The 25707-nt window shown below is 72.1% G+C and carries 16 protein-coding genes; 2 read left to right on the top strand and 14 right to left on the bottom strand.

Features of this window, described 5'->3' with window-relative positions:
- Positions 1–15 precede the first annotated feature (15 nt).
- The 14 genes from ACFVHK_RS04785 to ACFVHK_RS04720 all read right to left on the bottom strand — a co-directional run bounded on the left by ACFVHK_RS04785 (position 16) and on the right by ACFVHK_RS04720 (position 23555).
- On the bottom strand, positions 16–819 hold the full coding sequence (locus tag ACFVHK_RS04785) for an ABC transporter permease (RefSeq protein WP_207207052.1): 804 nt from the start codon (positions 817–819) through the stop codon (positions 16–18).
- A 95-nt stretch (positions 820–914) separates the two neighbouring features.
- Positions 915–1826, bottom strand: a complete 912-nt coding sequence (locus tag ACFVHK_RS04780) for an ABC transporter permease (RefSeq protein WP_129234335.1) — start codon at positions 1824–1826, stop codon at positions 915–917.
- A 3-nt stretch (positions 1827–1829) separates the two neighbouring features.
- Positions 1830–3029: an ABC transporter ATP-binding protein gene (locus ACFVHK_RS04775; RefSeq protein WP_129234336.1), complete on the bottom strand. Its 1200-nt coding sequence runs from the start codon at positions 3027–3029 to the stop codon at positions 1830–1832.
- Positions 3029–4246: an ABC transporter substrate-binding protein gene (locus ACFVHK_RS04770; protein WP_376927835.1), complete on the bottom strand. Its 1218-nt coding sequence runs from the start codon at positions 4244–4246 to the stop codon at positions 3029–3031. The genes ACFVHK_RS04775 and ACFVHK_RS04770 overlap by 1 nt, the downstream gene beginning before the upstream one ends.
- Positions 4247–4402: 156 nt before the next feature.
- Positions 4403–7351: an FtsK/SpoIIIE domain-containing protein gene (locus tag ACFVHK_RS04765; protein WP_376927834.1), complete on the bottom strand. Its 2949-nt coding sequence runs from the start codon at positions 7349–7351 to the stop codon at positions 4403–4405.
- A 101-nt stretch (positions 7352–7452) separates the two neighbouring features.
- The gene (locus ACFVHK_RS04760) at positions 7453–7920 is read right to left on the bottom strand and encodes an FHA domain-containing protein (RefSeq protein ID WP_376927833.1); all 468 of its coding nucleotides are present in this window, start codon (positions 7918–7920) and stop codon (positions 7453–7455) included.
- Positions 7921–8066: 146 nt separating this feature from the next.
- Entirely contained in the window at positions 8067–10397 is a 2331-nt protein-coding gene (locus ACFVHK_RS04755; RefSeq protein ID WP_376927832.1) for a transglutaminase-like domain-containing protein, read from the bottom strand.
- Positions 10394–11791: a DUF58 domain-containing protein gene (locus ACFVHK_RS04750; RefSeq protein ID WP_376927831.1), complete on the bottom strand. Its 1398-nt coding sequence runs from the start codon at positions 11789–11791 to the stop codon at positions 10394–10396. Before ACFVHK_RS04750 ends, ACFVHK_RS04755 begins: the two co-directional genes overlap by 4 nt.
- The gene (locus ACFVHK_RS04745; RefSeq protein WP_376927830.1) at positions 11788–12759 is read right to left on the bottom strand and encodes an AAA family ATPase; all 972 of its coding nucleotides are present in this window, start codon (positions 12757–12759) and stop codon (positions 11788–11790) included. The genes ACFVHK_RS04750 and ACFVHK_RS04745 overlap by 4 nt, the downstream gene beginning before the upstream one ends.
- 19 nt (positions 12760–12778) lie before the next feature.
- Positions 12779–18640, bottom strand: a complete 5862-nt coding sequence (locus tag ACFVHK_RS04740) for an Ig-like domain-containing protein (protein ID WP_376927829.1) — start codon at positions 18638–18640, stop codon at positions 12779–12781.
- On the bottom strand, positions 18637–20052 hold the full coding sequence (locus tag ACFVHK_RS04735) for a serine/threonine-protein kinase (RefSeq protein WP_376927828.1): 1416 nt from the start codon (positions 20050–20052) through the stop codon (positions 18637–18639). Before ACFVHK_RS04735 ends, ACFVHK_RS04740 begins: the two co-directional genes overlap by 4 nt.
- Before the next feature lie 92 nt (positions 20053–20144).
- Complete coding sequence (locus tag ACFVHK_RS04730) at positions 20145–20951, bottom strand: PP2C family protein-serine/threonine phosphatase (RefSeq protein ID WP_376927827.1); 807 nt, start codon at positions 20949–20951, stop codon at positions 20145–20147.
- A gap of 25 nt (positions 20952–20976) precedes the next feature.
- Positions 20977–22095, bottom strand: coding sequence for an FHA domain-containing protein (locus tag ACFVHK_RS04725; protein WP_376927826.1), 1119 nt, complete (start codon positions 22093–22095; stop codon positions 20977–20979).
- 29 nt (positions 22096–22124) lie between these two features.
- Positions 22125–23555, bottom strand: coding sequence for an aminobutyraldehyde dehydrogenase (locus ACFVHK_RS04720; protein WP_376927825.1), 1431 nt, complete (start codon positions 23553–23555; stop codon positions 22125–22127).
- 200 nt (positions 23556–23755) lie between these two features.
- Here ACFVHK_RS04720 and ACFVHK_RS04715 point away from each other — a divergent pair, with 200 nt between their 5' ends.
- Together ACFVHK_RS04715 and ACFVHK_RS04710 are read left to right on the top strand one after the other, a co-directional pair.
- Positions 23756–24238 carry an Lrp/AsnC family transcriptional regulator gene (locus tag ACFVHK_RS04715; RefSeq protein ID WP_129233371.1) on the top strand — a complete coding sequence of 161 codons (483 nt, stop codon included), beginning with the start codon at positions 23756–23758 and terminating at the stop codon, positions 24236–24238.
- A 28-nt stretch (positions 24239–24266) separates the two neighbouring features.
- Positions 24267–25682 (top strand): aspartate aminotransferase family protein, encoded by a 1416-nt coding sequence (locus tag ACFVHK_RS04710; RefSeq protein WP_376927824.1) that lies wholly within the window; start codon positions 24267–24269, stop codon positions 25680–25682.
- Positions 25683–25707 lie beyond the last annotated feature (25 nt).

The following is a 25707-nucleotide window of genomic DNA, read 5'->3' as shown; positions in this document are numbered from 1 at the left end:
CGTCGGGCGTGCCGGTCAGGTCATCTCGGCTGCGAGCCTCTTGGCGCGAGCCGCACGCGACACCTGCGCGATGACCACGATCGCGAGTGCGACGATGAACACCGCCGACGCGATCACATTCGCCTCGGCCGGGATGCCGCGAGAGGCCGAGATGTAGATGTACTTCGGGAACGTCGTCACCGAACCGGAGTTGAAGTTCGTGATGATGAAGTCGTCGAAGCTCAGCGCGAACGACAGCAGCGCGGCCGCCATGATTCCGGGCGTCAGCAGCGGGAACGTGATGCGCCAGAACACCTCCCGCGGGGAGCCGTACAGGTCGCGTCCTGCCTCCTCGAGGGCCGGGTCGAGGCTCGCCACGCGGGCCTTGACCGTGACGACCACGAAGCTGATGCAGAACATCGTGTGCGCGAGGATGATCGTCAGCATGTCCTTCGGCACGCCGACGGCCAGGAACTGCGCCGCGAGTCCCGCACCGAGGACCACCTCGGGCGTCGCCATCGGCAGGAACAGCAGGAGGCTGATCGACGAGCGCGCTCGGAAGCGGTAGCGGACGAGCGCGATCGCGATCATGGTGCCGAGCGTCGTCGCGACCACCGTCGACACGAGGCCGATGACGATGCTGTTCCCGAAGGCCTCGCACACCGCTCCGCCCTCGACGTTGCAGACGTTCAGCCACTTGTCGAAGGTGAACCCGCGCCAGGCGATGTTCGACTTCAGCGAGTCGTTGAACGAGAACACGAAGGTGTAGGCGATCGGGATGAGGAGGAAGATGAACGCGAGGACGACGTAGACGGGCAGCAGCCAGTCGCCGAGGCCGATCCTGCGTCGACGGGGCCGCTGCGGCCCGCGCCGGTCCTCGAGTTCCTCGCTCTCGGCGAGGCCGCCGAGGACGGCCGCCGCCTGGACTTCGCCGCTCACAGCAGGTCCTCCGTTCCGGATCGCTTCACGTACACGCCGACGAGCACGAGGATCGCCGCCATCAGGATGATCGAGAGCGCCGCGGCCGCCGGGTAGTTCAGCAGGACGAGGAAGTTCGCCTCGATCACGTTGCCCATCATCTGGGTGTCCGGGCCTCCGAGGAAGTCGCGGCTGGCGTTGATGTAGTCACCGGCCGCGGGGATGAACGTGAGGAGCGTGCCCGCGACGATGCCGGGCATCGACAGCGGGATCGTGACCTTGCGGAACACCGTGAAGGAGTTCGCGTACAGGTCGCTGCCCGCCTCGAGGTAGCGCGTGTCGAGTCGCTCGAGCGCCGTGTAGAGCGGCAGCGTCATGAACGGGATGAAGTTGTACGTCAGGCCGAACACGACCGCGAACGGCGTTCCGGCGAAGTACGCGTCGGGTGCGAGCAGCGACAGCGCCTTGAGCGAGGTGATGATCAGCGACTCGTCCGACAGGATCTGCTTCCACGCGAGCGTGCGCAGCAGGAAGCTGATGAAGAACGGGGCGATGACGAGCACCAGGAGCAGGCTCTGCAGGAGCGGCCTGCGCCGCGCCTTGACACCGATGAAGTACGCGATCGGATAGCTGAACAGGAGCGCGAACACCGTGGCGAGCAGGGCGTAGCCGAACGAGCGGAGGATGTGCGGCCAGTAGCTCTCGATGACGGCGACGTAGTTCTGCCAGTTGAACGCGTAGTCGTAGACGCCGATGTCTCCGAACTCGCTCGGGGCCTGCAGCGAGGTCAGGATCAGGGAGATCAGCGGCGTGAGGAAGAACAGGACGAGGTAGAGGATGCCGGGCAGGAGGAGGAAGAGCGCGATGGGGCTCTTCCTCCGTGCCGTCTGCGGCTGCGCCTCCGTCGTCGCGAATGCTGCGAAGGCCATGGCTCAGCTGCCCTCGAGCTCCGTGAGGAGCGCTTCCCGGCGCTGCACCGCGATCGACTGCGTGTCGGCGTCGGCCGGGAATCGCGACGACTCGTCGGGTTCGTCGGAGAGCCCGAAGCCGTGCTCGACGTCCCAGCTGAGCCAGACCTCGGAGCCCTCGTGGGCGACCGGGCCGAAGCTCATGTTCTGGGCGAAGACCGAGATCGTGCCCACGCCCGGAACGGCGACGATGTATTCCGTGCTGACCCCGGCGAACGAGACGTCGATCACCCGACCGGGCCCGAGCAGGTTGCGACCGGCGACCTCCTCGGGCTGCTCCGCGTGGAGCGTGACCTTCTCGGGTCGGACGCCCACCGTGACGAGCCCCTGGTGGCGCTGCGCACGCGCCGTCGCGATCGTGATCCGGTGACCGCTCGCGTCGACGGTCATCGCCGTGTCGGTCGTGCCGACGACGTCTCCGGTGAACAGGTTCGACTTGCCGAGGAAGTTCGCGACGAACGCGGTGCGAGGCAGCTCGTAGAGCTCCTCGGGAGCGCCCATCTGCTCGATCGCGCCCTTGTTCATCACCGCGACCGTGTCGGCCATGGTCATGGCCTCCTCCTGGTCGTGCGTGACGTGCAGGAAGGTGAGGCCGACCTCCTCCTGGATCGTCTTCAGCTCGAGCTGCATCTGGCGGCGGAGCTTCAGGTCGAGCGCGCCGAGCGGCTCGTCGAGCAGCAGCAGCGCAGGCCGGTTCACGATCGCGCGGGCGAGCGCGACGCGCTGCTGCTGCCCGCCTGAGAGCTGCGCCGGGCGTCGCTGCGCGAGGTGGTCGAGCTCGACGAGCTTCAGTGCCTCGTGCGCCTTCGCCTCGGCGTCCGCGATGCGACGGCGCTTCAAGCCGAACGCGACGTTGTCGATGATCGACATGTGCGGGAACAGCGCGTAGCTCTGGAACACCGTGTTCACGGGGCGCTGGTGCGCCTTCGTGTCGGTGACGTCCTTGCCGCCGATCAGGATGCGACCGGCGGTCGGCTCCTCGAGCCCCGCGACGAGGCGGAGGGTCGTCGTCTTGCCGCAGCCGGACGGGCCGAGCAGCGCGAAGAACGACCCGGCCGGGATCGTCAGGTCGAGCTCCTCGATCGCCGTGAAGCCCGGGAACCGCTTCTGGATGCCGACCAGCTCGAGGTCGGCGCCGCTTTCGGCGAACTCTCGGATCGACATCACGAACCCAGGAGGATCTGCTGGAACTGCGTCTGGTACTTCTGCTCCTCGGCGCCGGAGAGCGCACGGAAGATGAACGCGTTCGAGAGCGTCTCCTCGTTGGGGAAGATCAGCTGGTTCTCGGCCAGCTCGGGGTCGATCGCGACCGCGGCCTCCTGCGCCCCGACGACGGGCGTGATGTAGTTCACCCACGCCGCGACCTCGGCCGCGACCTCGGGCTCGTAGTAGTAGTTGATCAGCGTCTCGGCGTTCGCCTTGCGGGGGGAGCCGATGGGGATCAGGAAGTTGTCGTTCCACAGCGTTCCGCCCGCCGAAGGAATGGCGAACTGCCACTTGTCGCCGGCCTCGGCGTTCAGGACCGTGATGTCGCCCGACCAGCAGATGGCCGCGAGCGTGTCCTCGCTCTTGAGGTCCTCGAGGTACGAGTTCCCCTTGATGTTGCGGATCTGGCCGTTCGCGACCTGCTCGTCGAGGATCTCGATCGCCGCGTCGAACTCGGCGTCGCCCCAGTCGGGGCTCGCGATGTCCACGCCGTTCTGGAGCATGATCAGCCCCATCGTGTCGCGCATCTCGGAGAGCACGCCGACACGGCCCTTCAGCTCGGAGCTCCAGAGGTCCTGGACGGTCTCGAGTCCGCCCGGCACCTTCTCGGTGTTCCAGCAGATGCCGGCGAAGCCGCCCTGCCACGGGAGCGAGTGGGCACGGCCCTCGTCGAAGCTCGGGTTCGCGAGCGCGGGCGCGAGGTTGGCGATGTTCGGGATGTTCCCGTGGTCGAGCTCCTGCGTGTACCCGAGGCGGATCCAGCGCGAGACCATCCAGTCGGTGAGGCACACCGTGTCGGCCCCGATGTCCTGGCCGAGGGCGAGCTGGTCCTTGACCTTGCCGTAGTACGTGTTGTTGTCGTCGACCGCGACCTCGTAGTTGACCTCGATGCCGGTCTCCTCGGTGAACCGGACGAGCGTGGGGTAGTTCCCGTCGTCGTCCTCGTCGATGTACGCGGCCCAGTTGGCCCAGTTGAGCGTCTTGTCCGTGTCGGACGTGTCCGTCGCGGCGGTCGGCCTGGCCTGGCCGCCGCCGGTCGAGCAGGCGGCGAGCGCGAGCGCGGATGCACCGGCTCCCGCTCCGGCGAGCAGGCCGCGGCGCGTCAGCTGCGCCTGGCGGGCCTGCGCGACGAGGGCGCGGACGACGGGGTCCTGGGGAAGGGGACGGCTGCTCACGAGGTCTCCAATCGACATGCATGCGCGTGCAGGGGTGCGAAGATACTGACACACTGCGTGGCGGAAAGCAGCAGATGATGTCCAAATCGTTAATTTCTGCGAACGTCACGCACGGAATCAGTACCCATACCGGCTCACGACAGGTGGAATTCGTCGTCATGCCGGAGGCCACGCCGCGCGTTCCGTCGTCCGGTCGGAGCGGATGCGCCAGCACTGGTCGCGATCGACGTCGAGGAGCGGCGGCAGGCCGGCGTCGCGGACCAGGACGCGCAGCTCCTGGCTCCCGCCATGGACGACCAGCTCCGCCCTCGCCCGGGCGGCGGCCGCGAGGCTCCAGTTCGCCGCCCAGGCGTCGGCGTCGCCGACGACGACCACGCCAACCTCCGCGGACGACTCGTCGATCGCATGCTGGGCACGCCGCACGGCCTCCGGGCCGTCGGCGAGGCGGAAGAGCTCGATTCCCGGAGCGATCCGGCCGATCACGTCGGCGTCCGCACCCGGCCGCGCGGAGACGACCGCGACCGGACGTGCGGGGTCGAGACGGAGTGGCGGGGCCTCGATCCGCGGCGCGGCGGGCGCCGTGCGGTCCGCGCGCAGGAACTGCGCCGGGCGTCCGAGCCATTGACCGGCGCCGGGAGGGGCGTCGGCGCGATGCAGGCGACCGTCGCCGCCGGCGTGGACCAGGTCGGCGCGACTCGGGTGCCGCAGCAGCACGTGCCGAGCCGCCGCGTCGCGGAGGCCCGCGCCGAGCGCGGCGGTGCGACCTGCCGCGAGGGCGAGTGCGGGTCCTCCCCCGCGGGTCGCCCGCATGAGCTCCCCGAGCGTGTCCAGCGCAGCCAGCCGGTGCTCCTCGGGCCACCCCGCGAAGCGCAGGTCGACGTCGTCGACCACCACGAGCCGCACGTCGGGTGCGTCCTCGTCGGGCCGACGCCATCCCGATGCGTGCCGTCGGAGCATCACGAGCGCATCCCATACTGCGCTGCGCGGGCCCTCGAGGCGCAGCACGGCGGCCTCGCCCAGGCGACGCGCGACCTGGGTCGCGAGCGCCTCGAGGAGGGCCGTTCGCCCGGAACCCGGTGCACCGAGCAGCATGAGCGCCCCGTCGACCTCGGGGGTCCACGTCACCGCGGCACGACGCTGGGCCGCGGGCTCGTCGGCGACGCCGAGCAGCAGCCGGCCCGGCGCGGTCGGGCCGTCGCGACCGACGTCGGCCGCGCCCGTGCCGAGCACCGCGTCGACGTCATCCGGAGTGATGCACGACGGCAGCGGATCGAGCCATGGCCGGCGCGGCGGCGCGGACCGGGCATGCCGCGCGGCGATCCGGGCGATCGCCTCGCGGTCCGCGAGCGCCGACTGGAACTCGACCACCCGGGCGTCACCGGCATCCACCAGGGCGCGCCCGGGGCGGGCCGGGTCGAGCCGGGCGGCGCGATCGACACCGAGCACCGCGACGCTGTCGGCGCGCTCGAGGACGCGCAGGGACACCCGGATGCCGCAGTTCGCGCTCACCTGCTCCCGGACGACGCCGTTCGGGCGCTGCGCCGCGAGCACGAGGTGCACGCCCAGCGATCGGCCGCGCGCCGCGACATCCGCCATCACCGCGCCGAGGTCGCCGAAGCGCTCGATCATCGCCTGGAACTCGTCGATGACCACGACCAGTCGCGGGAGGTCGGCATCGCCGGGCAGCTCCGCGATGCTCCGCACGCGTGCGGCGGCCAGCACGCGCTCCCGATGACGCAGTTCCGCCCGGATGCTCTCGACCGCGCGTGCCGCCTCGTCCTCGTCGAGGTCGGTGACCAGGCCGGTCACGTGCGGCAACCCGCGGACCGGCTCGAACGACGCGCCGCCCTTGAAGTCGACCAGCAGGAACGCCACCCGGTCGGGCGCGTGGCGTGCGGCCATCGCCGCGATCCATGCGACGAGGAGTTCGCTCTTGCCGCTGCCGGAGGTCCCCGCGACCAGGGCGTGCGGGCCCGCGACGAGGTCGATCACGAGCGGACCGCCGAAGCCGACGCCGACGGTCGCAGCGAGGCTCGAGCGATCCGCCGTCGGATCCGGAGCCGGCAGGAGGTCGCCCAGCCCGACGGAGTCCGGGAGTACCGGCGAACCCGATGCGATGCCCGCACGCGTCGCGACCCGGGCGAGCCGGTCCGCCGCGCTCCGAGCCTCCGCCACGGAGAGGAGTTCCGGCACGACCGCGCGGGGGGCCGCGCCGGTGACCTGGACGAGCGCATGTCGCGGTGTCGTCACGTGGACCACGGTTCGCAGCCCGGGCGGGAGGGACGCGGCGTCGGACGCGATCGCGACCAGGTCGCCTTCGCCGTCGCGGTCGTTCGCTCGGACGGGCGTCGTCGGCGCATGGGCGCCGTCGGCTCGGGCATCCGCCTCGATGACGCGGAGGACTGCGGCGCCCGCCCCCGAAGCCCGATGCGGGAGGGCGGCGAGCCACTCCCAGCCCGCCGTGGGCCCGGCGACGCGGCAGCTCGACGGATCGGTCGCCTCTGCGACCTGCAGGATCGCGGCGCGCGCCGCGGCCCGCGCCAGCGCCGGTTCCCCGATGAAGCCGATTCCGCCCCCGAGCGTCACGAGCACGGGTGCGTCGGCGAGCAGCGCGGCACCGGCGACCAGGCGGAGGGCGTCCGGATCCTCCCCCGGCGCGCCTTCGATCGTCACGCGACTCGCGACCGTGCCCGATCCGATCACGACCGCCTCGGGCGGCCTCGCCCCCCAGGCCGGAGCACCGCGATCCGGCAGCGAGCGAGCGGCGGGCATCTCCCGCCATGCCGCCGCGCGCTCGAGGTCGTGGCGCCGTGCCACCTCCGCCCGGAGCCGCCCGAGCGCCTCCTCGCGGTCGACGAGATGCGTCCGGCGTGCGCGCCGCGCGCTCCGACGCGCGTCGAGCGTGGCGGCGATCGCGACGAGCGGGCCGAGCGCGGCGAAGGCGAGCGAGAGGACCGACCCCGTGAACGCCCAGATCGCCAGTGCCCCTGCGACCGGCGCGGCGGTCGCGATCCACGGGAACGGCGGACGCGGCGGCTCCGGCGGCGCGGGCGGCAGGTGCAGCGCCGGCAGCGCGTCGAGGCTCGTCGCTGCCGCATCCGTCATGCCTCGAGCAGATCAGAGCCCGGCCGGCATCCGCGCCTCGCGCGAGGACGCGCGGGATCACCGGTACGCCGCAGCGCCCGTGGAGGACGGGTCCGCCGCGGTCAGGCCACGACGAAGGCCTGCTCGCCGATCTCCACGCGGCTGCCCCTCGGCACGAGCACTCGGCGGCCCGGCTCGCATCGGACGCCGCCCTCGCCCGGGCGCCGGACGACGGTGCCGTTCGCGGAGAAGCGATCCGCGACCCACAGGTCGCCCTCGTGCTCCCCGAACTCGAGGTGGGTCTTCGAGACCGACAGCCCCCGATCGACGATCTGCACGAGGTGGTCGAACGACTCCCCCGGCTCGGCGAGCGGTCGGCGCCCGACCAGTCCGCTGCCCCGGATGGTGACCACCTCGCCGGTCGTGAAGGTCAGGACGAAACGAGCGGATGGCGCCGCCTCGGACTCGGACGGCGGCTCCGATGCCGCCATCTCCGGATCCGACGACTCCGCGTCCCGCTCGGAACCGAGGACGTCGACGGAGTCCTGTCGGCCGGCATCGGGCGTCTCGCCGAGCGGGACGCTCAGCACGCCGGAATCGGACCGGTGGATGACGTAGGTGTCTCCGGGCCGGGGGTCGTGCGGCCGCCGCGATTCAGGCGTCGCGGAGGTCGAGCTTCCGCACTCGCCGCAGAACATCGCCCCGTCGGGCAACGTCGCACCGCAGATCCGGCAGTTCACGTCCCGGCTCCCTTCCGCGAGCCAGCGTACCCGCCGAGCGACCCGAGCGAGACGCGCGCCCTCGCGCGTTCGAGCCAGGAGAGCGGCTCGTCCATGCGGCGCTGCAGTTCAGCGACTGCCGCCCAGACCCGCTCGTCGTCGCCGTCTCCGGGGCCGTCGGGCCCGAACACGGCCCGATCCACCACCGAGGCGAGCACCGCGGGGCCCAGGCCGCCGACGACGGCGGCCTGCTCGGCGCGCGTGGCGGTCTGCGCCATGGGGTATCCGTAGTCGGTCGCCTGGTCGGCGAACTCCTCCCACCCGCCTTCGATGCGCCCCTCCAGCGTCCTCGCCTGCCGGCGCAGCCGCCGCCGACGGGCCTTCGCCGCGATGACCGCGAGGAACGGGCTGGCGAGCAGGGCGAGCGCGGCGAGCACGATGCCCGCGACGCGGAGGACGGCCAGGACCGCGTCGAGCCACCCCGCGCCGCGATCGGGATCGTCGGAGCCGGAGTCGGGCTCGGCGGCGCGGTCCTCGACGGGGGTCGGGTCCTCCGGGGGCGGGAGCGCGGACTGCGGTCGCGAGACCACCGTCGGTTCGTCGGGCTGTCGCTCCGGGATCGGCCGGACCTCCGGGTTCGGATCGACCGAGACCCACGCGCCGTCGTCGGCCTGGACCTCGATCCAGGCCTGGAGGTCCGGGCTGCGGAAGACCACGTCGCCGTCCACGGCCGGGTCGTCGCCCGACGGGAGGTACCCGACCACGACACGTGTCGGGAAGCCGATGGATCGCGCGAGCATCGCCGCCGCGACGGCGTACTGCTCGCCGTCGCCGACCATGGGCTTCGCGGTGGCGAGCTCCGCGATCCGGTCGAGGGCGTGCCCGGAACGGCTGGGCACCTCGTCCTCGCCGATGCCGTGGCTCACGTACCCCTCGCGGTGGAAGCCCTCGATGATTCCGGCGAGCCGCACGCCCGGCTCGTCGGAGGATCTCGTCCAGCGGTCCAGCAGACGCAGCAGCGCGTCCGGAGGGTCCGGGGAATCGGGCAGGATCGCGCCACCGGGACGGAGTTCGGCGAGGTCGACCGGTTCGATCCAGGCGATCGAGTCGGCGGTGTACCGATCGTCGCGCTCGAGGCCGGACCGCACTGCGGCCGTGCCGGTCACGTCGTTGTACGCGAGCTCGTCCTCGAGCGTGCTCGCTCGCTCGCCGGCGAACGCGATGCGCTCGAGACGGCCGACACCGGGCACCCAGACGTCGTCGTAGGCGAGCACGGCGACGTCGAGCCGAACCGCCTCGCCGGGCGTCGCCGACTGGTCGAGCCGGTAGGGCAGCCGCGAGAACTGCCCGGATGCGCCGGAGCGGTCGCTGTCGCCGACCGAGTAGACGATGCCGTCGTAGGTGTCGAGCGTGGCGATCCGCAGCCCCGTGCCCGCCGGGAGGCCCGCGACCCGGAGCATCTCGACATCGGCGACCTCGGGCGCGAACGCCGCCCTGAACGCGGCGAGCGGGCTGTCGTAGTCGCTCGGCTCGAACGGCGGGCGGAGCTCCGCGCGGACCACGTCCCGTGGCCCCGGAGGGAGCACGAGCGTGGCCGCGGTCGCGCCCACGAGGGCGACGGCCGCGACGAGGGTCGCACCGATGATCCGACGGACGTCCGCGAGGGCGGACTCGCCGGAGCGTTCGACGACGGCCCTCCGACGCTCCGCGATGCCCACGCGCACGAGCCAGGCGATCGAGGCCACGAGGAATGCGACCCCCGCCTCGAAGGCCACCTCGTCGTGGACGACGCCGAGCACGACGCCGACGACGAGGAGGAGGGCGGGAGGGAGCAGCGCCGCTGACGCTCGCGCCGTGCGCAACGCGATGGTCACGGCCGTCGCGGTCACGATCAGCCCGAGGAGGAACGGGGGGACGAGCAGCGACTGGTAGGAGCCGACCGGGACGGAGATCGTCACGAGCTGCTTCCAGGACAGCGCCACCGCGGCGACGAGTTCCACGAGTCCCTCGGCGGTCGGCAGGACCTCCGCGTATGCGCTCGTCGGCACGGCCACGGGCACGCCGAGCACGAGGTAGGCCGCCGCGATCGCGGATGCGACCGCCCACGAGGGCCATGCCCACGCTGCGCCGGCGAACCCGATCGCGGCTCCGGCGAGGATCGCCACCCCGGCCGCGTGCACGAACGCCGGACTCTCGTAGATCGGCCACCACGGCAGCATGGCCGTCGCCACGACCGCGACGATCATGACCGTGCTCACGATCGCGGACCCGAGGCTGCCGCCCGCGATCCGGGCGCGCGTCCGATCCTGCGCGGAGCTCGCGCGGCGTGCGCCGGTCGCCGTGCTCATGCGACGGACGCCGTCCTCGCGAGCATCGCGGTCAGGTCCTCGAGGTAGCCGATCCCGTAGACCGACAGTCCGCCGACCGATCGTGCCGTCGCCTCGCCCTCCGCGGAGCTGCGCACCGCCACGGCCTCGATGCCGAGCGGGAGGCGCGACGCCGCCTGCCTGAGGTCGGCGACCGAACGTGCGCCCCCGGTGACGACGAAGGCGAGGGACACTCCCGAGACCGACTCGGCCGCTGCGCGTGCGGTGTCGGCGAGGCTCGACGCGCGGTCGTCGGCCTCGACGAGGCACAGCGCGTCGAGCAGCCGGTCGCGCGACGCCGTCGGCAGTTCCGCGATGGCCGGCTGCCGGCGTCGGGACGCACCGCCGCCGGCGACGGCCGCCGCCGAGGCCCCGCGACTCGCGCCGGGCTCGCCGCGCATCGCGGGCTCGCGCCGCAGGCGCTCCCGGCCGGAGACCACGAACGCGAGGCTCCTGGCGTCGCGGATGGCGCGAGCCCCGATGGACGCCGCAACGCTCACTGCGAGCTCGAAGTCCTCCGCGTCCTCGTACGCGTCCGCCGCGAGGTCGAGCAGCACCATCAGGCGGCTGCGTCGCGTCTCCTCGAACTGGCGGACCATGAACGTGCCGGTCTTCGCCGAACTCCGCCAGTGGATGTACCGACGGTCGTCGCCGGGCTGGTACTCGCGCAGCGCGTGGAACGCGATGTCGCTCGCCGTGAGGTCGCGCGTCGGCGAACCCTCCAGGTCCCGCAGGAAGCCCGTGCTGAGTGCGGACACGGCGACCGTACGAGGGTGCACGTGCAGCATCCGCACGTCGGACCAGACGATCTCGCGTCGCATCAGCCCGACCGGGTCGGCGCGCACCGTGCGCACGGGGCCGACCTCGACCACGCCGCGCCGTTCCGTCGGGATCGCCACGCGCTCGTCGAACGTTCCGCCGCGGGGCAGCGCGGGCACGAACCGCGAGACGACCCTTCGCCCCACGGGGATCTCGAGCCGCGCGCCCGAGAAGCGTCGGCGCCCGGGGTTGTGCGCGACGAGGCGCGCCTCCGCGGACTCCCCGACCGCCACCCGCGGCACGGGAAGCGTGAGCTCGATGGCGCCGGCGCCGCGGCCGACGAGCCACGCCGACGCGGCCGCGAGCACGACGACCGCGCCCCACCCGAGGATCGCCAGTTCGAGCCATCCGAGCCCGTACGCGAGGACCAGGGCGACGACGGATCCCGCCAGCACACCCCACCCGAGGGGCGTCACCACGCTGCGCCCCGCGCGCGTCCACCGTTCGACGACGGATGCCGCTCGCCGAGCCGCCACGACCACGCGCGCGATCGTCACCGCGAGGAGGCCCTGCTTCGCGGCCTCCTCCGGGATCGACGTGCGGGTCTGGAAGGTCACCCGGCCTGCCTCGCTGACGGCGGCGGCGTCTCGATCAGCACCTGGGCGATCATGTTCGATGCCGTCACGCCGTCGAACTCCGCCTCGGGGTCGAGGATCAGGCGGTGCGCGAGCACCGGTTCGGCGAGGGCCTTGACGTCATCGGGTACGACGTAGTGCCGTCCGCGTCCGGCGGCGTGGGTCTTCGCGGCACGCACGAGGGAGAGCGCGCCGCGGACGCTGACCCCCAGTCGGACCTCGGTCGCGCTGCGGGTCGCGTCGACGAGTCGGGACACGTAGTCGTTGATGGTGGGGTCCACGTACACGGTGCGCGCCAGCGCCGCCATCTCGACGATCTGGTCGGCGTCCAGGCGCGGCTCGATCCTGTGGTCGTGTGCGCGCTGGTCGGTCCCCTCGAGGATGCGGATGGTCGATGCATGATCGGGATACCCGATCGAGGTCCGCATGAGGAACCGGTCGAGCTGCGCCTCGGGAAGCCGGTAGGTTCCCGCCTGCTCGACGGGGTTCTGCGTGGCGATGACCATGAACGGCTGGCCGGCGCGATGGGTCTGGCCGTCGACCGTGACCTGGCCCTCCTCCATGACCTCGAGCAGCGCCGACTGCGTCTTCGGGCTTGCGCGGTTGATCTCGTCGGCGAGCACGATGTTCGCGAACACGGGGCCGGGGTGGAACTCGAACGCGCCCGACCGCTGGTCGTAGACGGAGACACCGGTGATGTCGCCGGGGAGCAGGTCGGGCGTGAACTGCACCCGGTTGCTCGAACCCGCCACCGACTGCGCCATGGCGCGCGCCAGCGACGTCTTGCCCGTGCCGGGGACGTCCTCGAGGAGGAGGTGGCCCTCGCTGAGGAGCGCGGTGAACGCGAGGCGGATGACGCGGTTCTTGCCGAGCAGGATCTCCTCGACCGCTCCCACGAGCTCATCGAGGTTCGACGCGAAACGGGTGGCGTCCTCGGGGGTCATGGTCATGCGGTGCTCCTCGTGGGACTCATCGGGACTCGAACCTCGCGGTGACGCCCGCGACCTCAACATCCAACCAGACGAGGTCGCCGGGCTTGGCGCCGTTGACCTGGCAGGAGGTCGCGCTCTGGGCGGTGCGGCCGACCCGGTCGCCGTCGGCGCCGCAGCGGAACGCGGCCGGGAGGCCGTTGTTCGCGGGCGCGGCCGTCCAGGACCAGGTCGCGGTCGCCCCGTCGTACGTCCGGCCCGGGAGCGCGAACGTCAGCGTCGGCGACTCCTCGCCCGGGAACGTGCCGGACCACGGGCCGCAGGTGCCCCACACGGTGCAACTGCGGACCTGGAAGCGCGCCGTCTGTCCGAACGGACGATTGAGCAGCTGCCGCAGCCATCCGGAACCCGAGAAGTCCTTGGGCGAGCCGACCTGGGCGCCGGCCGCGTCGACCGCGACGATCTGGAGTCGCTTCGTGCCGCCGTCGACGTCGTCGATGTACCGGTCCCACGTCTCGGGGTTGGACCAGTCCATGCCGCTCCGGACACCGGAGATCGCGCCGGGCGCCGGACGGACCACGGTCGCCGCCACGTCGGTGGGCACGCAACCGGCTCGGTTCCAGCCCCAGACGACGAAGCCGTATCGCGCCGCCTCGACGTTGGTCCCGGTGAACTGGACGCTCGAAGCGCCGGGACCGACGCTGACCATCTCGGCCACCGAGCCGCCGACGGTCGGTGCGACGACCGAACCGGGCGCAGGGCTCGTCACCGAACAGGCCTGGGCTCCCCCGGGGACCGAGGTCTCGCCCTCGACGAGGCGCTGCACGAAGTATCCGCCCATGCCGTCGCCGTTGCCGTCGAAGGGCGACCACGACACCACGACGGTCCCGGCAGCGGGATCGGCGTCGACCGAGATGCCCCCGGCGATCGGTGCGCCGAAGGGCGTGCCGGTCGTGCTCGCCTCCGTCCACGCGGCGAGCGCGGGCAGCGCCCCGTTGCGCGCGCTGACGGTGATGCCCACCGAACTCCCGTTCGCCAGGCCCTGCGACTCGACGGAGCAGACCGACGCCGTGCAGGCGCGATCGGCGTCCACCTCGACCGGCGAACCGGCGATCCAGACCACGTACGTCGTGACCGGGCTCCCCGACCCGGTCGACACGGGCACCCACTCGACGCGGAGCCGGCCGTCGAGCGGCACAGCTCGCAGTCCCGTCGCGGCCGGCGGGATGACGTCCGACCAGACCGGCGTCGGGAGTTGCACCGGGTCGCCGAGCCCGATCGCGTTGCGCGCCTGGATGCGCACCACCACCGCCGCTGCGGGGCCGTTGCCGAGCGTGGGCACGGTGCAGGTGGTCGCCGCGCACTCCGACGCGGCGAGCTCCGCGCCGCCGTCGGGGTCGAGCAGGCTGATCCGGTAGGCCTCGATCGGCGAGTTGTTCGATGCTCCCGCGCCGAATGCGAGGTCCAGCTCGCCGTCGCGGAACGCGGTCAGGCGTGCCTCCGTGACGGGATCCGGCCGGTCCTGGACGGAGATCGTCACCGTCCCCCACGCGTAGCGACTCGAGTCGTTCGTGGCGTCGGCGACCTGGTACTCCAGCGTGGTGTTCACCGGTTCGGCACCGGGTGAGACCGTGACCGAGAGGCGCGACCGGTCCGCGTCGGGAACGACCGCCAGCCCGGCCGGCAGGTTCTCGGCTCCCAGCCCGCGAACGCGGAGGACGCGGAGCGGCGTGCCCGGGAACGGGTTGCCCGCGGCATCGTTGTCGAGCACGTCGACCGAGGTCGTGAGCCCGCGCGGTGCCACCGCGACGTCCGGCGCGGGTCGCGCGATCGGCCGGGTGGACGGCACGACGCGCAGTTCGATGCGGCCGGGGGTCCCCTCCACGCCGTCGGCCGAGACGCCGACGGTGATCGACGTGCGCGTGCCCTGCGGCGTCGACTCCGACGCGCGGACGCGCAGTTCGGTCTCCTCGAGGGCGGCGCCGAATCCGTCGGGGAGGTCGCCGATGATGCGGTACTCGAGTTCGGCGTCCTCGGAGCCGGGGAGGCTCGTCAGGCGTTCGAGGTCGATCGCCTTCTCCTGGCCGGGCTCGAAGTCGATCACGCCCCCGTCGAACGCGGGCGGCTGACCCTCCTTCGGCGTGACGTCGATCGGGATGACGATCGTGCCGGTGCGCCCCTCGGGATCGTCGGCGGAATCGCCGTCCGTCACCGTGAAGGAGATGGACGCCGGCCCGAAGTAGCCGGCCTCGCTGCGGAAGCGCACCGTGTCCGCGTCGACCGCGAGATCGCTCCCGTCGGAGTGCGATGCGCGCACGGTCGCCGCGTCGGTGAGTCGGACCGGGCGGCCGGATGCGGCGACGACGTAGTCCTCCAGGTCGAGGACGACCTCCTCGCCGGTCGTCACCTCGACCGGAGGAGCGTCCCTGCGGAGCTGCGGCAGCGCGTCGTCTCGCCCGGGCACCCAGATGAATGCGTACGCGCGCAGGTCGGGGTCGTCGGGGTGGGCGACGGAGAAGGGCACGATGCGGCGCCGATCCTGGACCTCGACGTGCACGGTGCCGCCGGAGGCGCGGGCTCCGTCGGCGTACCCCGGAACCAGCGCGACCTCCGCGTCGGCGGCATCCGCATCGGCGATGAAGACCTCGTCGAGGACGTCGACCTCGACCTCCTCCTCGTCGAGCACGTCGGTGAGGCTCAGGACGACGTCGGCCGCCTCGGGCCGGCTGAGCGGCGCGTCGGGGTCGGCCGTGATGCGCACGTAGCTGGACGCCGTCGCCTGGCGCTCGTTCTCGATGGTGTAGATCGCACCGTGGACTCCCGGACCGCTCGGGACGTCGACGACGACCATGTCGTCGTCCTGCTCGACGACCGTCCCCGGGGTGTTCGCCTCGACGCCGACGAGCCGCAGCGCCGACCCGTCCGGGTCGGTGTCGTTCTCCAGGACGCGGACGGCGATGGTCCGTCCCGGCCGCACCGTGACCTCGTCCTCGATGGCCACCGGATGCCGCGCCCCCTCCAGTCCGGGCGCGACCCCCACCCGAACGGTGCCCGTCGCCCGTGCGCCGAGGGCGTCGACGACCGAGTACGCGAACGTGTCGGTGCCCGCCGAGTACTCGCCGGCGTGGTACTCGAGCCAATCCGAACCCCGATCGACCACGGTGCCGCGCTCGGGGTTGGACTCCTGGCCGATGAGCTGCACCGAGTCGCCGTCGGGATCGATCCCCCCGAGCGCGATCGGGATGCGCACGGTCCCGCCGGCGAGGACGCGCGCCGTGGCGGTGCGCGGAACGGGGGGCGAGTTGCTCTCCGCATCCGCGTCCCGGACGGTGATGCGCACCGACGCCGTCCCGAACTGGCCGTCGGGTCCCTCCACGCGGTACACCGCCTCGAACTCGCCCGGCCGGTCGGGCGCGTGGTACCGCAGGCGCGATCCGGAGGTGAAGAGCAGACCGGCCTCGGGCTCCGCGACGAGCGTCGGCGAGAGGGTCAGCCGGTCGCCGTCGGGATGCTCGTCGTTGTCGAGCACGGGGATGTCGATGACGTCTCCGGTTCGCGCCGACGCGGTGTCCGCCACGGCGACGGGCGGTTGGAACCGATCGGGCCTCGGCACCTCCACGACCGTGACCGACCCCACGGCGTCGGCGAGGCCGTTGCTCACCCGGTAGTCGAAGGTCGTGGAGCCGGTCGCGAGCGGCTGCAGGAGCGTGACCCGGAGGACGCGGTGCTCGACGACCTCGACCCGGAGCGCGGGGTCGACCGGGTCAGCGAGTCCGGTGATGATGAGCAGGCCGCCCGTGGGGTCGATGTCGGACGCGAGGACGTCGACCTCCATCGGCTGCTCGAGACGGAGGAAGGCCGTGTGCGGCACCGTCACCGGCGTCGTGTCGCGCTCAGGCGGCGCCGAGACCTCGACTCGGACGAGACCGGTCGCCGTTCGTCCCTCGTCGGTGACGGTGTACTCGAGGTAGTGCGTGCGGACGTCGTCGGTCCGGAACCGGAACGTCCCGGCGTCGAAGTCGGGCGTGATCACCGCCCCGGGCTTCGACGGCACGGCCGTCAGGTGCGGCATGCCGGTGCCGCCGCGGACGTGGCGGAGCGGTTCGAGCTCGATCTCCTCCCCGGCGGTGGCGAGGGCCACGAACGACTCGGCGATGAGCGGCGCCTCGCCGGGCGCTCGCACGGCCACCACCATGGCGCCCACGCCCTCGTCGCGGCCGTCCGAGACGGCGAGGGAGACGGTTCGCGACGCGCCGTCGCCCGCCTCGTCGAACACGACGACGCCGTCGGCCGTCGACGAGACCCGGTCAGGGGCGTCCACGCTCGCGCGTCGGAGGAAGATCGGGTCGCCGTCGGGGTCGACCCACTCGCCGAGCACGGCCGTCGTGACGCGCCCGCCCTGCTCGACCATCGCGCGGCTCTCGCGGACCTGGCGGGGCGCCTCGTTCTCCTCCGTCGGCCGGACGGTGATGCCGACGAGCGCTCGCGCGCTCCCGCCGCGTCCGTCGTCGATCGTGTAGCCGAACTCGAACGCGCCCTGTGCCGATTCGCCGAGGGTCACCTGCACCTGCTGCCGGTCGGCGACCAGGTCGAGCCGGGCGCCGTCGGGCAGTTCGCCGTCCACCGCCGACACGACGAGGACGTCGCCGTTGGCGTCGTAGTCGTTCAGCAGCACCGGCAGCAGCGTGGCGCGTCCGGGTCGGGCGCCGAACTCGTCGTCGAGCGCGACCGGCGCCACCTGGGCCTTCTCGATCGTCGGCGTCGCATCCGGATCGTTCTGCTCGACCGTCTCATCGTCGCGCTCGATCGCGAGGAGGTCGTCCCAGTTGTCGATCAGGCCGTAGTCGCCGGATGCCGCCCAGGTCGAGCCCGACCGCCGGTCGTTCAGCACGACCGTCTCGCCGTTGACCAGGAAGTCCGGCGACAGCACGCCGTCGGCGTCGAGGCCGACCTCGGAGTCGGATCCGCCGACGCAGTCCCGCCAGGCGGTGCCGTCGCCCCACGCGGCATGGCGGCAGTCCTCATGGATGACGGGTGCGGCGGGCTCCCCGCCGTGGTCGCCGGACAGTTCTGCGGGGTCCGAACCGTCGAAGGGGAGCTCGAGCAGTCGCTCGCGCGTGGCCAGCAGCACGGCGGCGCCCGTCGTGGCCGGCCGCTGCAGGACCGGATCGTCGCCGGCGTCGGCGAGTCCCTCGAGGGAGGTGCTCGCCCCGCCCTCGAACGTCATGACGGCCGCATCCTCGTCGAGGATCGCCCACCTGCCCGCGACCGAGGTGATCTGCGTCGCGGCGTCCTCGTCGAGCGGATCGAGTTCCCACGTCGCCTGCGTCCGATCGGGGTCCGCGGCCGAGACGCGCGAGACGACGCCGGTGGTCGGCGTGAACGCCAGGATGCGCCCCGACGCGTCGACCGAGACGACCGACCCGGCCCCGAACGACAGCGAGGGGTCGGCCTCCGCGTCGAAGGCGGCGAACTCCTCCACCGGCCAGACCCAGAGGTCGCCGTCGGCGGTGACGACGACGAGGTCCCCGGCCAGCGCGAGTTCGGCGTCGCCCGGGACGGCCACGGTGGCGGTGACCGTCGACGTCGTCGGGTCCACGATGCCGACGCTGGCGCGATCGCGATCCATGACGAGCACCGTGGCGCCGCTCTGGACGACCTCGGATCGCGCTCCCCCGGTGTCGACCACGGCGTTCAGCTCGTGCACCGCGGTGTTGGCGCGACCGACCGTCTGCAGTCCGTCGTTGGACACCCACACGGACGCATCGCCGAGGTCGATCCGCTGCGCCGTGTAGCCACCGGAGGCCACGGCGATCCCGGCCACGAGCGCCGCGACCGCTGCGACGGACGCACCGGTCACGATCGCGGAACGCCGCCGCGCCCAGAGGCTCCGGAGTTTCATCGCGGCACCTCGTCGACCTCGGCGCAGCGCTCGGCGCTGGGCTCACCGGTCCTGCCGTCGCGCCAGACCGTGACCGTGGCGCACACGGTCCCCGGATCGTCCAGGGTGACGGCGTACTCGGCCGCCCGCTGGGGCGCGGACGACTCGCCCTGCACGGTGACGATGTAGGCGTCGCCCTGCCGCAGGCCCGGGTCGTCCCAGGCGAAGTCGACGGTGGCGCCGTCCGTGCTGGCTCGGACGTCCGCGACGACGGGGATGTCGCGGGCGCTGCCGGCGACCGTCAGGAGCCCGGCGACGACCAGCCCGACGAACACCGCGGCGGCGATGGCGACGCCGAGGATGAGCCGCCCGGTCGACGGCGGCGTGCTGCGACCCCGGCCGGACAGCGAGCCCTGCGAATGCGGGTCGAGGCTGCGAGGCACGGGGCGTGCGGATGCCCCGGCACGGCGGCGACGCGATCGTCCCGACGCGGTGGTCACGCTCGTGCCGGCGCCGATGCGCGTGCGCTCGTCGAGGTCGACCGCGGTCGCGAGCGCCCAGTCGTCCATCGCGACCTCGAGCGGGGTCTGCGGGAGCGCGAGCTCCTCCTCGACCGCCTGCAGGTCGCGGATGAACTCGAGGGCGCTCCCCTGCCGGTCGGTCGGTCGCTTCGACATCGAACGGGCGAGCACGGCTTCGAGGGTCCGCGGGACGTCGGGTCGACCGGTCGGTGGGACCCGGGCCCGTTCGATGCGGCCGACGAGGGCGACCGTGCCGTTGTCGCCGCCGGGGACCTCGAACGGGCTGCGCCCGGCGAGGAGCGAGTACACCGTCGCGCCGAGCGACCAGACCTCGCTGGCGACGGTCCCGGCGACCTCGTCGAGGAGCACCTCCGGGGCCGACCACGGCACGGAGAGCCCGACGGCATCGCTCGCCTCCGCCTGCCCGAGTGTGGCGGCGATGCCGAAGTCGGAGAGCACGGGGTGGCCGTACGCGGTCGTCAGGATGTTGGAGGGCTTGATGTCGCGGTGGAGCACGCCCTGACGGTGCGCGGTCTCGACGGCGCTCGCGATCCGGACGCCGATGGAGAGCACCTCGGCGAGCGGGAGCTGCACGGCACGGTAGCGCTGCCCGAGCGTCGCCGAGCAGTACTCCATGACGAGGTACGGCCGGCCGTCGGCGGCGACGCTCGCCTGGTAGACGGTGAGGATCGACGGATGGCTCGACAGCTGCGCCATCAGGTTCGCCTCGGCCTGGAACATCTGCCGCACCTCGTCGTTGACGACCTCGGCGAGGAGGACCTTCACGGCGACCAGCCGCCGCGGCATGTTCTGCTCGTAGAGGAACACGTCGGCGAAGCCGCCCGATCCGAGGACCCGGATGAACGAGAACCCGGGCAGGTTGGGCGGAGTCGACGGCAGTCTCCTCGACACGATCCTCCCGCCAGCCTCTGTGCGATACGTCACCTCGGCGCCTGGACGCCTCGGGTGTCGCCCCAATTCTAGGTCGGGTGGATCGTGCGGGATCAGTCCTCGTCGGCGGTTGTGGACGGCCGGACCACACGGAGCACGTCGACCACGACGACCGTGACGTTGTCGCGTCCGCCGTTGCCCACCGCCGCCTCGACCAGCTGACGCACGGCCTGCTCGGGCGAACGGCCCGAGATGAGGAAGTGTCGGATGCCGTAGGGGGTGAGCTCCTTGGTCAGGCCGTCCGAGCACGCCAGGATGCGCATGCCCTCCTCGACGGGGATCGCCCGGTAGTCGGGGATCGGCGCCTCGTGGAACCCGACCGCTCGCGTGATCACGTTCGAGTGCGGGTGTGTCTCCGCCTCCTCGCGCGTGATCTGGCCGGCGTCGACCAGCTCCTGCACGATCGAGTGGTCGACCGTGAGCTGCTCGAGCACGCCGCCGACGAGGCGGTACACGCGCGAGTCGCCGATGTTGAAGACGATCCACGCCGGCTCGTCCCCGATGACGCCGAGTGCGACGCCGGTCACGGTCGTCCCACTCCCCTCGTCCGTGACTCCGGCCCCGCGCCCCATGTCGCGCACCGCGAGCTTCAGCGCACCGTCGATCTCGGTGGTCCCGATCGAGGACTTGCCGCCGTGCTCGGCGAGCCGCGTGACGACCGCGGCGCTGGCGAAGTCGCCCGCCGCGTGCCCGCCCATCCCGTCGGCGACGGCGAACAGCGGCACCTGCGCGACGAAGCTGTCCTCGTTGACGGCGCGCCGCAGGCCGGTGTCGGTCGCGGCCGCCCAGGCCAGCGTCACCTCGGTGCCGTCGGGCAGCACGACCGAGTGACGGCTGTTGCCGTTGCCGATCTGCGTCACCCGGTCCCCCAGTGTCCGATCGAGTTCATGCGTCGACGCTCCCGAGCGCCGGGAGGATCTCGACGATCGTATCCCCTCCGAGCTGCAGGCTCGTGCCCGGCGTGACCACGAGCGATTCGCCGGAGCGCAGCCTGCGCTGCCCTGCGGCCGTCCGGACCACGGTCCCGTTCGTCGAGCGGAGGTCCGCCGCGACGAGTCGGTCGCCCTCCATGCGGAGCTCGAGGTGCGTCGCCGAGACCACTCCGGCCGGGGAGTGGACGCGGACGAGTGCGACCTCCCCGGTCGCCATCCGCGGGGCGCTCGGGCTCCGGCCGATGAGGACCGGAACCGACACCTCGCCGACCTCGCCTCCCACGACCCGGTAGCGCGGAGTCGACTGCCCGGGCCCGGCGGGGACCGGTGCGAGGGATGCCGCGGCATCCGTCGGCCCGTCTGCTGCGCGCCGCTCGGCGAGCTGCGCCCGAGCCGAGCTCGTGAGGACCGTGTCGGCGTCGGCGGCGTTCCCGCGGACGAACCGGACGGTGTCGTCGTCGACGACCTGCATGGGCGCCGTGGGGACCCCGGACGTCGGCCCGCGCCGTTCCCGGGTCGCACGAGACGGCCGAGCGAGCCTCGTGTCGACCTCGGGGTCGCCGGCGCGTGAACCGGGTCGGACCGGGGCGTCGCGCCAGGACCATTCCACGGCCGACGCACGGAAGGACGCGCGCTCGGCGGGCATCGGCGTGCCGCGGAGGCCGGCCTGCCGCACCTCGTCGAGCGGCGATGCGGCACCCGCGACGCGCAGGCGGGTGACGGCGGTGAACTCGGCGAGGTGCCACGGCGTGATCCCGCGCGAATCGAGTCGGCGGGCACCGCCCGGCGACGCGAGGTCGATGACGGCGTCGCCGCGGACGATCGCGGTGATCGGGTCGCCCGACTCCGGCCACCAGACCAGCGCGAAGTGCTCGACGCCGCCCGCGCCCATCGGGATGCCGGCCACGAGCTCCTCGAGCTCGAGCGGGTCGCGGCCCGCGCACTCGGCGAGCCGCGTCAGGACCCGGTCCGGCGCAGGCGCCGCGATCGCCGCGATGAAGCGGGAGCCCACGACGACGTCCCACTCCGGGGAACCGGGCTCGTCCCGGCGGCGCACCGCACCATCGACCATGGGGTCCAGTCTGGCATCGAGCGGCCGGTTCAGCCGATGAAGCTCATCACGTGCTTCAGGCGCGTGTAGTCCTCGAATCCGTACTGCGAGAGGTCCTTGCCGTACCCGGAGTGCTTGAATCCACCGTGCGGCATGTCGGAGACGAACGGGATGTGGGTGTTGATCCACACGCAGCCGAAGTCGAGGTGCTTGGCGAACCGCATGGCCCGGCCGTGGTCGCGCGTCCACACGGACGCCGCGAGCGCGTAGTCGACGCCGTTCGCCATGGCGAGCGCATCGCGCTCCTCCCGGAACGCCTGCACGGTGAGCACCGGCCCGAAGATCTCGCGCTGCACCGCCTCGTCGTCCTGGCGCAGGCCGGTGACGACGGTGGCCTCCCAGAAGTAGCCGCGATCCCCCTGGCGCCGGCCGCCGACGGCGAGGTCGGCGTGGTCCGGCAGGCGGTCGATGAACCCGGAGACGTTGGCGAGCTGGGTGGGGTTGTTGAGGGGCCCGTAGAACACGCCGTCCTCTCGGGGCCCGCCGGTGCGTGCGCTCGTGCGGATGCGCTCGACGAGGGCCGCGACGAGCTCGTCGTGCACGGAGTCGTGCACCAGCACTCGGGTCGCCGCCGTGCAGTCCTGTCCGGCGTTGAAGTACGCGGCCGACACGATGCCCTCTGCGGCCGACTGGAGGTCGACGTCGTCGAACACGATCGCGGGCGCCTTGCCGCCGAGTTCGAGGTGGACGCGCTTGAGGTCGGATGCCGCGGCACGTGCGACCTCCATGCCGGCGCGGACCGAGCCGGTGATGGCGACCATCTCGGGGGTGGCGTGCTGGAGCAGGGCCGCGCCGGTGGCGCGGTCGCCGGTCACGACGTTGAGCACTCCGGCCGGAAGGAACTCGGCGGCGACCTCGGCGAGCTTCAGCGTCGCGAGCGGCGTGGTGTCCGAGGGCTTCAGGACGACGGTGTTCCCGGCCGCGATCGCGGGTGCGATCTTCCACACGGCCATGTTCAGCGGGTAGTTCCACGGCGCCACCTGGCCGATCACGCCGATCGGCTCACGACGGACGAACGAGGTGTGGTCGGCGAGGTACTCGGCGGCCGCTCGGCCCTCGAGGTTCCGGGCCGCGCCGCCGAAGAACCGGAGCTGGTCGACCGACTGCAGGATCTCGTCGGCGACCAGCGTCGCTCGAGGCTTGCCGGTGTCCTGGGACTCGAGGTCGGCGAACTCCTCCGCGCGTTCCTCCATCGCATCGGCGATGCGGAACAGCGCCAGCTGGCGCTCGGCCGGCGTCGTCTCGCCCCACTGCTCGAACGCCGACGATGCGGCGGCATAGGCGACGTCGATGTCGGCAGCGGTCGAGATCGGCGCGCTCGCGTAGACCTCCTCTGTCGCGGGGTCGACGAGGTCGAGGGTCTCATCGGTGCGCGCGTCGACGTAGGCGCCGCCGATGAAGTTGCGCAGGAGCTCGGTCACGGGATTTCCTCCGTCGGGATGTCGGGTGCGACCGCTCCGCCGGTTCGAGGGCGCGCCGGCGATGTCGGGAGCGGGTGCCGACCATGCTCGCACAGGACCGGTCCGAAGGGAAGCGTTCAGACGATGGAATCCGTCGCGATCACCGGCAGAATCGACGGAATCGCTTGTGATTCGATACGAGCACTGTCATGATCGAACGCATGACGAACGGGAACCGCCCGACGAACCACCGGCCGGTGCAGCTCGACGACGTCTCCAAGGCGATCATCGAACAGCTCCAGGCCGACGGTCGGCGTTCCTACGCGGACATCGGCAAGGCGGTGGGTCTCAGCGAGGCGGCCGTCCGCCAGCGTGTCCAGCGCCTCACCGAGGCCGGCGTGATGCAGATCGTGGCCGTGACCGACCCCATGCAGCTCGGCTTCACGCGCCAGGCGATGATCGGCATCCGCGCGACCGGCGACACCCGCGTGCTCGCAGAGGAGCTCGCGGCCATCCCCGAGATCGACTACGTGGTGCTCACCGCGGGCAGCTTCGACCTGCTGGCCGAGGTGGTCTGCGAGGACGACGACCAGCTCATCACGCTGCTCAACTCGCGCATCCGCAACCTCGACGGGGTCCAGACCACGGAGACGTTCGTCTACCTGAAGCTGCAGAAGCAGTTCTACAACTGGGGCACCCGCTGACTGCGGCGTCGCCCGGAAGGAGATCCCGATGACCACCCTCGACGCGCCTGCGCGACTCGGCACCGCCGGCTTCGACGACGCCGCGCTGCAGCAGAAGGCGAAGGACCATCTCTGGATGCACTTCGCGCGCCAGTCCACGATGGAGGAGCACGGCGTGCCCATCATCACGCGCGGCGAGGGCCACCACGTGTTCGACGCCCAGGGCAGGAAGTACTTCGACGGACTGTCAGGCCTCTTCGTCGTGAACGCCGGACACGGGCGTCGCCGCCTGGCCGAGGTCGCGGCCAAGCAGGCGGAGGAGCTCGCGTTCTTCCCGATCTGGTCCTACGCCCACCCCGCGGCGATCGAACTCGCGGACCGCCTCGCCGACTACGCGCCGGGCGACCTCAACCGGGTGTTCTTCTCCACTGGCGGCGGCGAGGCCGTCGAGACGGCGTTCAAGCTCGCGAAGTACTACTGGAAGCTCCGCGGCATCCCGACCAAGCACAAGGTCATCTCGCGTTCGGTCGCCTACCACGGCACGCCGCAGGGCGCCCTCGCGATCACGGGCATCCCCGCCATGAAGCAGATGTTCGAGCCGATCACGCCCGGCGGGTTCCGCGTGCCGAACACCAACTTCTACCGCGCGGCGGAGATGGGCGGACCGGCGGACGACCTCGAGGCGTTCGGCCTCTGGGCCGCGGACCGCATCGAGGAGATGATCCTCTTCGAGGGTCCCGAGACGGTCGCAGCGGTCTTCCTCGAGCCGATCCAGAACTCGGGCGGATGCTTCCCGCCGCCTCCCGGCTACTTCCAGCGGGTGCGCGAGATCTGCGACAAGTACGACGTGCTCATGGTCTCCGACGAGGTCATCGCGGCGTTCGGACGCATCGGCCACATGTTCGCGTGCGATGCGTACGGCTACGTCCCCGACATGATCACGTGCGCGAAGGCGATGACCTCGGGCTACTCCCCCATCGGCGCGACGATCGTCTCGGAGAAGATCTACGAGCCCTTCAAGACGGGGACGACGAGCTTCTACCACGGTTACACCTTCGGCGGTCACCCGGTCTCGGCGGCCGTCGCCCTCGAGAACCTGGACATCTTCGAGGAGGAGCGGCTCAACGAGCGCGTGCGCGAGAACTCGCCGTTGTTCCGCGCGGAGCTCGAGAAGCTCCTCGACATCCCGATCGTCGGCGATGTCCGCGGCGACGGGTACTTCTTCGGCATCGAGCTCGTCAAGGACAAGGCCACGCGCGAGACCTTCGACGACGACGAGTCGGAGCGGCTGCTCCGCGGGTTCCTCTCCAAGGCGCTCTTCGACGCGGGCCTGTACTGCCGTGCCGACGACCGCGGCGACCCCGTCATCCAGCTCGCACCTCCGCTGACGATCGGCCCGGCCGAGTTCCGCGAGATCGAGCAGATCCTGCGCGGCGTGCTCACCGAGGCGGCGAACCGCCTCTGACGCTCCGCGCCGCGGCGACGGATGT

This window comes from Agromyces binzhouensis, from assembly GCF_042672355.1.
In the GTDB taxonomy this organism is placed as follows: Bacteria; Actinomycetota; Actinomycetes; order Actinomycetales; family Microbacteriaceae; genus Agromyces; species Agromyces binzhouensis.
This window is presented reverse-complemented; position numbering and strand designations above follow the sequence as displayed.